Annotated in this window: 11 protein-coding genes; 7 read left to right on the top strand and 4 right to left on the bottom strand. The window is 64.1% G+C overall.

Going from position 1 to position 11,108, the window contains the following annotated elements:
- Window positions 1-47: 47 nt before the first annotated feature.
- Window positions 48-1,163, bottom strand: a complete 1,116-nt coding sequence (gene hppD, locus NKK52_RS06340; protein ID WP_023682920.1) for a 4-hydroxyphenylpyruvate dioxygenase — start codon at window positions 1,161-1,163, stop codon at window positions 48-50.
- 139 nt (window positions 1,164-1,302) lie between these two features.
- On the opposite strand from hppD, the gene NKK52_RS06345 reads away from it, so the two are divergent.
- Complete coding sequence (locus NKK52_RS06345) at window positions 1,303-1,770, top strand: Lrp/AsnC family transcriptional regulator (protein ID WP_023672908.1); 468 nt, start codon at window positions 1,303-1,305, stop codon at window positions 1,768-1,770.
- Window positions 1,771-1,994: 224 nt separating this feature from the next.
- On the opposite strand, the gene NKK52_RS06350 is transcribed toward NKK52_RS06345, so the two are convergent.
- Window positions 1,995-2,333 (bottom strand): protein tyrosine phosphatase family protein, encoded by a 339-nt coding sequence (locus NKK52_RS06350; RefSeq protein WP_023672907.1) that lies wholly within the window; start codon window positions 2,331-2,333, stop codon window positions 1,995-1,997.
- A gap of 207 nt (window positions 2,334-2,540) precedes the next feature.
- Here NKK52_RS06350 and NKK52_RS06355 point away from each other — a divergent pair, with 207 nt between their 5' ends.
- Complete coding sequence (locus tag NKK52_RS06355) at window positions 2,541-2,885, top strand: RidA family protein (protein ID WP_023682919.1); 345 nt, start codon at window positions 2,541-2,543, stop codon at window positions 2,883-2,885.
- 122 nt (window positions 2,886-3,007) lie between these two features.
- Here the strand turns inward: NKK52_RS06355 and hutC are convergent, their stop codons facing one another.
- Window positions 3,008-3,745, bottom strand: coding sequence for a histidine utilization transcriptional repressor HutC (gene hutC, locus NKK52_RS06360; RefSeq protein WP_023682918.1), 738 nt, complete (start codon window positions 3,743-3,745; stop codon window positions 3,008-3,010).
- The gene (locus tag NKK52_RS06365; RefSeq protein ID WP_023682917.1) at window positions 3,742-5,094 is read right to left on the bottom strand and encodes a formimidoylglutamate deiminase; all 1,353 of its coding nucleotides are present in this window, start codon (window positions 5,092-5,094) and stop codon (window positions 3,742-3,744) included. Before NKK52_RS06365 ends, hutC begins: the two co-directional genes overlap by 4 nt.
- Before the next feature lie 88 nt (window positions 5,095-5,182).
- Here NKK52_RS06365 and hutI point away from each other — a divergent pair, with 88 nt between their 5' ends.
- From hutI to NKK52_RS06390, 5 genes are read left to right on the top strand one after another with little or no spacing between them, the layout of a single operon-like run.
- Complete coding sequence (gene hutI / locus NKK52_RS06370) at window positions 5,183-6,418, top strand: imidazolonepropionase (protein WP_023682916.1); 1,236 nt, start codon at window positions 5,183-5,185, stop codon at window positions 6,416-6,418.
- Window positions 6,415-7,953, top strand: coding sequence for a histidine ammonia-lyase (gene hutH, locus NKK52_RS06375; protein WP_023682915.1), 1,539 nt, complete (start codon window positions 6,415-6,417; stop codon window positions 7,951-7,953). The genes hutI and hutH overlap by 4 nt, the downstream gene beginning before the upstream one ends.
- A 1-nt stretch (window position 7,954) precedes the next feature.
- Complete coding sequence (gene hutG / locus NKK52_RS06380; protein ID WP_023682914.1) at window positions 7,955-8,767, top strand: N-formylglutamate deformylase; 813 nt, start codon at window positions 7,955-7,957, stop codon at window positions 8,765-8,767.
- Window positions 8,768-8,795: 28 nt separating this feature from the next.
- Window positions 8,796-10,466 carry a urocanate hydratase gene (hutU, locus tag NKK52_RS06385; protein WP_023682913.1) on the top strand — a complete coding sequence of 557 codons (1,671 nt, stop codon included), beginning with the start codon at window positions 8,796-8,798 and terminating at the stop codon, window positions 10,464-10,466.
- Window positions 10,467-10,478: 12 nt separating this feature from the next.
- The gene (locus NKK52_RS06390) at window positions 10,479-11,078 is read left to right on the top strand and encodes a HutD/Ves family protein (protein WP_023682912.1); all 600 of its coding nucleotides are present in this window, start codon (window positions 10,479-10,481) and stop codon (window positions 11,076-11,078) included.
- The last annotated feature ends 30 nt before the right edge of the window (window positions 11,079-11,108 follow it).

Below are 11,108 nucleotides of genomic sequence, written 5' to 3' on the forward strand. Positions count from 1 at the left end.
TTGTGATCGAAATTTAGATCAAAGCCGATCGAGCCGCAAACGGGGTTTCAGGCCGCTTTCCCGTCGACCTTGATCACGCCGCGCTTGATCTGGTCCTGCTCGATCGACTCGAACAGCGCGCGGAAATTGCCTTCGCCAAAACCTTCGTCGCCCTTCCTCTGGATGAATTCGAAGAAGATCGGGCCGATCACGGTTTTGGAGAATATCTGCAGCAGGATCTTGGTCATGCCGCCGTCGACCACGCCTTCGCCGTCGATCAGGATGCCGTGCTTCTTCATCCGCTCGATCGGCTCGTCATGCCCGTTCACCCTGTTGTACGACATGTCGTAGTAGGTCTCCGGCGGACCGGGCATGAACTTCAGCCCATTGTCGGCAAGCTTGTCGGTGGCGGCGTAGATCTCGTCGGTGCCGACAGCGATATGCTGGATGCCTTCGCCATTGTACTTCTTCAGATACTCGGCGATCTGGCTGGTGTCGTCCTTGGACTCGTTCAGCGGGATACGGATCTTGCCGCAGGGCGAGGTGATGGCGCGGCTGACGAGGCCGGTGATCTTGCCGTCGATGTCGAAGAAATGGATCTGCTTGAAGCCGAACAATTCGCGATAAAAGTCCCACCATTTGTCCATCTGGCCGCGATAGACATTGTGGGTGAGGTGGTCGAGGAAATAGAAGCCGACGCCTTGGGGCCGCGGGTCGCGTTCGCCCAGCCACTCGAACTCGGCATCATAGGCCGAGCCCTTCTTGCCATAGGCTTCGATGAAATAGAGCAGTGAGCCGCCAATGCCGACAATGGCCGGCACGTCGAGCGCCTTGTCGTTGCCGTCGTAGGGCGTGGCGCCTTTCGATACCGCATGCTCGAACGCATGCTTTGCATCGACCACGCGCCAGGCCATCGAGGCGGCGCAGGGGCCGTGCTTGTCGACGAATTTCATCGCATGCGAGCCGGGCTCGGCATTGACGACATAGTTGATGTCGCCCTGGCGCCAGATGGTGATGTCCTTCGTGCGGTGCTTGGCCACCGCGACATAGCCCATGCGGGTGAACAGCTCGGCGAGCTTCTGCGGCTCCGCATGGGCGAACTCGACGAACTCGAAACCGTCGGTGCCGGCGGGGTTTTCCTTGCTGATCTTGGCGGGCGGGGCGTCGTGCAGAAAGGGACCCATGGCATTCCTCCAAACGGATGGTGGCCGCATCGGACCACGAGATGACGCATGATAGTGCGAAGCAACCGCACGGTGCTTGCATTCAAACGCTTGAAATGATCATCTCGTGCGCAATTCATGCATGATTGGAGATGAATCGATGAATGAAGCGCGCATCGATCAATTTGACCGCAAGATAATGGCTCTCTTGCAGGGCGACGCGCGGCTCACCAACAACGATCTCTCGGAGCGCGTGAACCTGTCGGCATCGCAATGCTCGCGCCGCCGCCAACGGCTGGAGGAGGACGGCTTCATCACGGGCTATCGCGCGGTGCTCGACCGCGACAAGCTTGGATTCTCGCTGGTCAACGTCATCTCGGTGACGCTCGCCACCCACAACCGCGACAATGCGCGGCGCTTCGGCGAATTGCTGGCGCGGCTGCCGGAAGTGCAGGAGGCGCACGCGCTGACCGGTGAGATGGACTACATCTTGAAAGTGGTGACCCCCGATCTGAAATCGCTGTCGGAATTCGTCAACGGCGTGCTGTTGCCGCACGACTCCGTGCAGCATGTAAAGACGGCGATCGTGCTGGAGACGCTGAAGGAGACCGGGGCGCTACCGATCTAGTTTGAGAGAGTTTCAGTTGATACGTCGGCGGGACAGCACCCCCCTCTGGCCTGCCGGCCATCTCCCCCGCAAGGAGGGAGATCAGCAGCTTTGTCGATAGCGCTCATCCTGCAATGTCGGCGATTGGCGAAAAGCGAAGGCGACATCCGATCTCCCCCCTTGCGGGGGAGATGATGTCCGGCAGGACAGAGGGGGGTGTGAGGGATCGCCAGCGCCTCAGATGCTCACCCCTTGGACTGCTGAATCAGCCCGTAGAGATTGGTGCAGCGCGCGCCCGAGCGGCAATAAGCAAACACCGGGCCTTCGAGCGCGTCGAGCGCTTCGGCCTGATCTTCGACATTCTCGGCTGTGATCTGGCCGCTGATTACCGGGATGTAGCGGAAGGCCAGCCCCGCGGCTTCGACCGCCGCCTTGACGCTGTCGGCCGAAGGCTGGTCGGGCTGCTCGTCATCCGGCCGGTTGCAGATCACGCTCTTGAAACCGGCTTCCTTGATGGCGGCGGCATCTTCGGGCTGGATCTGGCCCGAGACCGAATAGTCCTCGCTGATTTCTCGATATTCCATGGCTCTCATCCTCTCAACCTGGTTTGGCGCGAAGTCTTGCCACTCTCACACGAGGTCGGCAATCCGCGCCGGAAAGAAATACCTCGGCGCAGATAGACATTTGCGGCCCAAGATCCAACCCAGGCTCAAGAGGTTTCGCGCTGTTGGCCTTGCCCGGAGGCGGCAGCGACTCTAAACAGGCGCACCGACAAACGAAGGAACCATCCCATGAGCATTCGTCGCATCGATGTTGGCCCGCGCATGAGCCAGATCGTCATCCACGGCAACACCGTCTATCTCGCCGGCCAGGTCGGAACGCCCGGCGCCAGCGTTGGCGAACAGACCAGGTCGATCCTCGCATCTATCGACGAACTGCTGGCCAAGGCCGGCACCGACAAGACCAAGATCCTGCAGGCGATCATCTGGCTGGCCGATATGGGCACCTTCGCCGAGATGAACAAGGAATGGGACAAGTGGGTCCCGCAAGGCAACACGCCCGCCCGCGCCACGGGCGAGGCCAAGCTTGCAGGGCCGGAATATGTGGTCGAGATTATTGTTACGGCGGCGATTTAAAGTGCAGCCTTCTACCTCCCCCTTGTGGGGAGGTCGGACCGAAGGTCCGGGCGGGGGGCTGGCGCCGACCCCCACCCCGCTGCTTCGCAGCGACCCTCCCCACAAGGGGGAGGGTAAAGGAGCTACCCCTGCGAAGGCCTGAACCGCGCCACCAGCGTGTGGCTCTCCGCGGCGTAGGTGAACCTCACCTGCGTCACTGGGTGCTCGGCGCTCCAGGTCCGGCGCTCGACCACCAGGCAGGGCGCGCCGGTTGCGATGTCGAGCGCTTCGGCAATATGCCTGTCGGCCGCCACCGCGCGGATACGGTGCTCTGCCTCGCTCCATGGCACGCGGCCGATCAGCCAGGGGCCGGGGGCGATGTCGAGAAACTCCTCCTCGGCGGCTTCCGCGACGGCGGCGAGATTGATCAGCCGCTGTTCGTGCGCGAACGGCCGCTTGCCGGCGAAATGCCGGCATTCCAGCGCCAGCACCTGTCCAGCCGCTCCCAATTCCAGCAAGGCGCGATCCTCGGCGCTGCTGCGCCTTTTCTGCCGCGCCACGCGCTCGTAGCGATAGGCCAGCCCAAGCGCCTCGACCTCGATCCTGATGTCGTGGATTTCCAGCACCGCGGCCTGCGATTGCGGCTGGCGCACGAAACTGCCCGAACGGCGGCGGCGCTCGATCAGCCCGGCCTTGGCCAGTTGCGACAGCGCCTTGTTCACCGTCATGCGCGAGCAATGATACTGCGCCGTCAGCTCGTGCTCGAACGGGATGCGGTGGCCCGGCGCCCAGGCGCCGGACATTATTTTCTCGCTGATGTCGGACAGGATGCGCTGGTGCAGCGAGCCGCCTTCTACCACCGCTGTCTCTGAAATGCTCATGCCGAAAGCGCTGTCATCACCTGACGAAAGCGCTCGGCGATCGTCTCACGCGCTACATGCCGGCCGCCGCTGACTTGTTTTTTTCCGTGCACCCAGACGCAATCGACCTTGCCGCCATTGGCAAAGATCCAGGCGTCGAGGATCGCATCGCCACTTTTTCCGGCCAGCGAAGGATGGTTTTCGTCGAGGGAGACGAAATCAGCCGCGGCGCCGGCGGCGATCCGCGACGGGCCGGTGCCGAGTGCGGTGCTGCCGCCATCGAGGGCGGCGTCGAACAGAGCCCGCCCGGTCGAGCCGCCGGCCACCGCCAGCACATTGCGGGCGCGGTGTGCGAGGCGCTGCGAATATTCGAGCTGGCGCAATTCATCCGGCAGGCCGATCAGCACGTTGGAATCCGAGCCGACGCCGAAGCGGCCGCCATGTTCGATGAACAGAGGTGCTGAAAAGGTGCCGTCGCCGAGATTGGCCTCGGTGATCGGGCAAAGCCCGGCAATGGCGCCGCTTCTGGCCATGCCGGTTGTCTCAGCCTCGGTCATGTGGGTGGCGTGGATCAGGGACCAACGCTTGTCGATCCCGGCATTGGCGAGCAGCCATTCGACCGGTCGCGCACCCGACCACGCCAGGCAATCCTCGACCTCCTTCACCTGCTCGGCGACGTGGATGTGGATCGGTCCGTCCGGCGCAATGGCGGCAACAGCGCTGAGTTCCTCCGGCGTCGCGGCGCGCAGGCTGTGCGGGGCGACGCCAACGACAGCCTGATTCAACGCACGAACCGATTCGCGGCTTTTCTCAAGCAAGCGTTCGAACCGATTCACATCGTTGATGAATCGCCGCTGGCCTTCGTTGGGCGCAGCGCCGCTGAAGGAGGAATGGGCATAAAACACCGGCAGCAGCGTCAGGCCGATCCCGGTTTCGCCGGCGGCCGCGGCAATACGTTCGGCCATCTCGGCAAGGTTGGCATAGGGTTTTCCGTCGCGATCGTGGTGGAGATAATGAAATTCGCCGACGCGCGAGAATCCGGCCTCCAGCATTTCGACATAAAGCTGGGCGGCGACCGCCTCGACCTGGTCCGGCGTCATCGACAGCGCAAAGCGGTACATCACCTCGCGCCAGCTCCAGAAGCTGTCGGCGGAGGGACCGCGCAGTTCGGCAAGCCCGGCCATGCCGCGCTGGAAGGCGTGGCTGTGCAGGTTCGGCATGCCGGGCACCAGAATGGCGTGGCGTTCGTCACCGCTCCGCGGCGAAGAACCTGGCTCCACCTTCGCGATCTGACCGCCGCTCAGCGAGATCCGCACCTTGTCATGCCAGCCATCGGCCAGCAGCGCCTGTTCCGCAAAGATCGCCGTCACGTTTTTCTCCGCATTCCATCAACAATGCACTTGCAGCGCGTTTCAATATGTATATACATAATCGCCATCCAAGCAACGGAAAAAGATGATGGCGGCACAAGACAAAAGCCGGGCAGGGGGCCTTCAGCTTTGGCGCGATGCGCGCCTGGCGACCATGGCCGAAGGCGTTGCCGGAGTTGGCATCGTCGAAAAGGGCGCGATCGTCGCCCGTGACGGCGTCATCGTCTATGCCGGTCCGGAAGCCGACATGCCGTCAGCGTTGGCTCAGGGCGGCGAGACTACCGATTGCGAAGGCCGCTGGATCACGCCCGGCCTGATCGACTGCCACACCCATCTCATCCATGCCGGCAACCGTGCCAACGAGTTCGAGATGCGGCTGGCCGGCGCCACCTATGAAGAAGTCGCCCGTGCCGGCGGCGGCATCGTCTCCTCGGTCAAATCCCTGCGTGCCGCGAGCGAAGACGCACTGGTTGCGCAGACGCTGCCACGCCTCGATGCGCTGATGGCCGAGGGTGTCACCACGGTAGAGGTAAAGTCGGGTTACGGGCTCGATCTCGAAAATGAACAGAAGTCGCTTCGCGCCGCGCGGCAGCTGGACAAGCAACGCCCGGTCACGGTCCGCACCACCTTCCTCGGCGCGCATGCGCTGCCGCCGGAAGCAAAAGGCGACAAGGACGCTTTTGTCGATCTCGTCGCCAACACGATCCTGCCCGCAATCGCCGCCGAGGGCCTGGCTGACGCCGTAGACGGCTTTTGCGAGGGCATTGCCTTTTCGCCGGAACAGATTGCCCGCGTCTTCGACAAGGCTAAGGCGCTTGGCCTGCCGGTCAAACTCCATGCCGACCAGCTGTCCAATTTGCATGGCGCCGAACTCGCCGCCCGCTATGGCGCGCTGTCGGCCGACCATCTCGAATACACCGACGAGGCCGGCGCCGCAGCGATGGCCAAGGCCGGCACCGTGGCGACCATTCTGCCCGGCGCCTACTATTTCATCCGCGAAACCAGGAAGCCGCCGGTCGGCCTGTTCCGCCAGCACGGCGTCAAGATGGCGGTCGCCACCGACAACAATCCCGGGACGTCGCCGCTGACCTCGCTGTTGCTGACCATGAACATGGCGGCGACGCTTTTCGGCCTGACCGTCGAGGAATGCCTGGCCGGCACCACTCGCGAGGCTGCCCGCGCGCTTGGGCTGCTTGGCAAGACCGGCACGCTTGAGGCAGGAAAATCCGCCGACCTGGCGATCTGGGACATCGAGCGTCCGGCCGAACTCGTCTACCGCATGGGCTTCAACCCGCTCCATGCCCGCATCTGGAGAGGACAATGACCGAACTTAACCTGAAGCCCGGCAATGCGACGCTGGCCGACTGGCGCGCTATCTATCGTGGCGCCATGCCGAAGCTCGACGCCTCCTGCCGGCCAAAAATCAAGGCCAGCGCCGAGGCTGTCGCCCGCATCGTCGCCAAGGGTGAGCCGGTCTATGGCATCAACACCGGCTTCGGCAAACTGGCCAGCGTCCGCATTCCGGCCGAGGATCTAGAGACCCTGCAACGCAACATCGTTTTGTCGCATGCCGCCGGCGTCGGCGAGCCGATGCCGGTCGCTGTGGTTCGGTTGATGATGGCGCTGAAGCTCGCCAGCCTGGCGCAGGGTGCGTCGGGCGTGCGGCCGCAAACCATCGAATTGCTGGAAGCGATGCTGGCCAACGACGTCATCCCCGTCGTGCCGGCGCAGGGCTCGGTCGGCGCCTCCGGAGATCTCGCGCCGCTGTCGCACATGACTGCGGTGATGATCGGCGTTGGCGAATGCATTACACCGCATGGCCGCTTCCCGGCCAAGGTCGCTTTCGTCTCGCACGGCCTGGAGCCGGTGACGCTTGGCGCCAAGGAAGGTCTGGCGCTGCTCAACGGGACGCAGTTTTCCACCGCCTACGCGCTGGCCGCTCTGTTCGAAGCCGAAGTGCTGTATCAGTCGGCGCTGGTCGCCGGGGCGCTGTCGACCGACGCTGCCAAGGGCTCCGATGCACCCTTCGATCCGCGCATCCATCTCCTCAGAAAACACCCGGGCCAGATCGAGACGGCGGCAGCGCTGCGCAATCTGATGGCCGGCAGCGCTATCCGTGAATCGCACCGCGTCGGCGATGAGCGCGTGCAGGATCCGTACTGCCTGCGCTGCCAGCCGCAGGTGATGGGTGCGGCGCTCAGCGTGCTGCGCCAGGCCGCCGATACGCTCGGCACCGAGGCCAATGGCGTCACCGACAATCCGCTGATCTTCGCCGAGGACGATACTGCGCTTTCAGGCGGCAATTTCCACGCCGAGCCGGTGGCTTTCGCAGCCGACATGATCGCGCTCGCCGTCTGCGAGATCGGCTCGCTGTCGGAACGCCGCATCGCCATGCTCGTGGACCCGGCGCTGTCCGGCATGCCGGCATTCCTGACGCCGAAGCCCGGCCTGAACTCCGGCTTCATGATCCCGCAGGTGACGGCGGCGGCACTCGTTTCCGAAAACAAGCAGAAGGCCTATCCCGCGAGCGTCGATTCCATCCCGACCTCGGCCAACCAGGAAGACCACGTCTCGATGGCCGCACATGGCGCGCGCCGGCTGATCGGCATGGTCGAGAATGCTACAGCCGTCATCGGCATCGAACTCTTGGCCGCCGCGCAGGGCTGCGATTTCCATGCACCGCTGGCGTCGAGCGCGGCCCTTGAAGCCGTGCGCAAACTGGTCCGCGCAGAAGTGCCGCATCTCGACAACGACCGACATTTCCATCCCGATATGGAAAAGGCCATCGCCATGGTGCGCAGCGGCGCTGCCATCAAGGCTGCCGGCGCGGTGACACTGCCTTCGATTTCGGGAGTCTGACATGACCGACTGGCTGACAGTAACGGAAGGCACGGCACCCCTGTTGGTGTCGATCCCCCACACGGGTATCGATCTCGCCGGCATCGACAATCGGCTGGTCTCGCCCTGGCTCGGCCGCCGCGATTGCGACTGGTGGATCGACAATCTCTACGATTTTGCCGCCGGCCTTGGCGCGACTGTCGTGCACACGTCGATCTCGCGCACCGTCATCGACGTCAACCGCGATCCCTCCGGCGCCTCGCTCTATCCCGGGCAGACGACAACGACGCTATGCCCGACCGAGACCTTCGACGGCGATCCGCTGTATCTGCCCGGCGCGGAACCGACGCCGTCGGAGATAGACCAGCGCCGCATAGCGTATTTCGTGCCCTACCATGAAATGCTGGCGGCCCAGGCCGTCAGGCTGCGCGGCCTGCATGAGAAGGTCGTCATTTACGATTGCCACTCGATCCGGTCGGTGCTGCCGCGCCTGTTCTACGGCACGCTGCCGGTGTTCAATCTCGGCACCAATGACGGCCAGACCGCGGATCCTACGCTGCAGGCGCTGGTTGGTCAGATCATGGCCGAGAGCGGTGAAAGCAATGTCATCAACGGTCGTTTCAAGGGCGGCTGGATCACCCGCTATTTCGGCAATCCGCAAGGCGGCTACCATGCGCTGCAGATGGAACTTGCCGATCGCGGCTATTTGCGCGAGCCCGAGGGCAAGGGCGAACCGGACAATTGGCCGGTGCCTTATGATGCCGAGTTCGCCGCGCCGATGCGCGCCACACTGACGAAAATCCTCCAATCCGCCATTGACTGGGCCGGGCGCTGAGACGCCGCCTTACTCCAAAGGGACAATGATGAACAATCCTCGCCACAACATCCGCGAAGTGCGCGCGCCCCGCGGCGACAAGCTCAACGCCAAATACTGGACGACCGAAGCGCCGCTGCGCATGCTGATGAACAACCTCGATCCCGATGTCGCCGAAAACCCCAATGAGCTCGTTGTCTATGGCGGCATCGGCCGGGCCGCGCGCACCTGGAACGATTTCGACAGCATCGTCGCCTCGTTGAAGACCCTCAATGAAGACGAGACGCTGCTGGTCCAGTCCGGCAAGCCGGTCGGCGTCTTCCGGACGCACACCGATGCGCCGCGCGTGCTGATCGCCAACTCCAACATCGTGCCGCATTGGGCGACCTGGGATAAATTCAACGAGCTCGATAAAAAAGGCCTGATGATGTACGGCCAGATGACGGCCGGCTCCTGGATCTATATCGGCACGCAAGGCATCGTGCAGGGCACCTACGAGACCTTCGTCGAGGCCGGCCGCCAGCACTACAATGGCAACCTTACGGGCAAATGGATCCTGACCGGCGGCCTCGGCGGCATGGGCGGCGCCCAGCCGCTTGCCGCCGTCATGGCCGGCGCTTGCTGCCTGGCCATCGAATGCAATCCGGACTCGATCGATTTCCGGCTGCGCACCCGCTATGTCGACGAGAAGGCCGAGACGCTCGACGAAGCGATGGAAATGATCGAGCGCTGGACCAATGCCGGCGAGGCGAAGTCGGTCGGCCTGCTCGGCAATGCGGCCGACATCGTGCCGGAAATGTTCAAGCGGGGCATCCGCCCCGACATGGTCACCGACCAGACCTCGGCGCATGACCCGATCAACGGCTATCTGCCCAAGGGCTGGACGATGGCTGAGTGGCGCGAGAAGCGCGTCTCCGATCCCAAGGCTGTCGAGAAGGCCGCCCGCGCCTCGATGCGCGAGCATGTCGAGGCGATGGTGGATTTCTGGAATGCCGGCGTGCCGACGCTCGACTATGGCAACAACATCCGCCAGGTCGCCAAGGACGAAGGCTTCGAGAACGCCTTTGCCTTCCCGGGCTTCGTGCCGGCCTATATAAGGCCGCTGTTCTGCCGGGGCATCGGCCCGTTCCGCTGGGCCGCCCTTTCGGGCGATCCCGAGGACATCTACAAGACCGACGCCAAGGTGCGCGAACTCACCCCTGGCAACACCCATCTGCACAACTGGCTGGACATGGCACGTGAGCGCATCGCCTTCCAGGGCCTGCCGGCGCGCATCTGCTGGGTCGGCCTCGGCGACCGCCACAGGCTGGGCCTCGCCTTCAACGAGATGGTGGCCAGGGGCGAACTCAAGGCGCCCGTCGTCATCGGCCGCGACCACCTCGATTCCGGCTCGGTCGCTTCGCCGAACCGCGAGACGGAAGCGATGAAGGACGGCTCCGACGCCGTCTCCGACTGGCCGCTGCTCAATGCGTTGCTCAACACCGCGTCGGGCGCGACCTGGGTGTCGCTGCATCATGGCGGCGGCGTCGGCATGGGCTTCTCGCAGCATGCCGGCATGGTCATCGTCGCCGACGGCACGCCGGACGCCGCAAGGCGCCTGGAGCGCGTGTTGTGGAACGATCCGGCGACAGGCGTCATGCGCCACGCCGATGCCGGCTACGACATCGCCATCGAGTGCGCGAAGGAGCACCAGCTCAATCTGCCCGGTATTTTAGGCTGATTGGCTTAAATGATGCGCATCCTACGGGCCGCCGACTACCGCGTCATGCCGTGGAAGAATGGCGGCGGCACGACCACCGAGATCGCCGTCTCGCCGGACGGCGCCGGCCTGGACGATTTCGACTGGCGCGTTTCGATGGCGCGAGTCGAGGATAGCGGGCCGTTCTCGGGCTTTGCCGGCGTCGACCGCACGCTGGCCGTGCTGGAAGGCGAGGGCATCGTCCTCGACATTGCTGGCCGGCGGCCGGCCGAAGTGACGGCGGCTTCCGCCCCGCTGTCCTTCCCGGCCGATGTGCCGACCTCGGCGGCGCTGATCTCCGGTCCGATCACCGACCTCAACGTTATGACCCGCCGCGGGCGGGCCATGCACACGGTCGAGCGCCTGGTGGTCTCGGTTCCGACCGATATCCGGCCGACCAGCGCTATGACCCTGATCCTGCCGTTCGACGGCGAGGTCGGCCTCAGCGGCCCGACATCGTCTCGTCTTGGACCCCTCGACACGCTGTTGCTCGGTCCGCAGGCGAAACTACGGGTTGAACCGGTACGGCCGACGACCGTGTTCGTCATCCGGATAGCCAGGCTGGGCCAGCCGCACCGCCAGCACAACGATTAACGCCTGTTGCCAAACATGATCGCACGCCGG

This window comes from Mesorhizobium sp. C277A, assembly GCF_040324395.1.
In the GTDB taxonomy this organism is placed as follows: domain Bacteria; phylum Pseudomonadota; class Alphaproteobacteria; order Rhizobiales; family Rhizobiaceae; genus Mesorhizobium.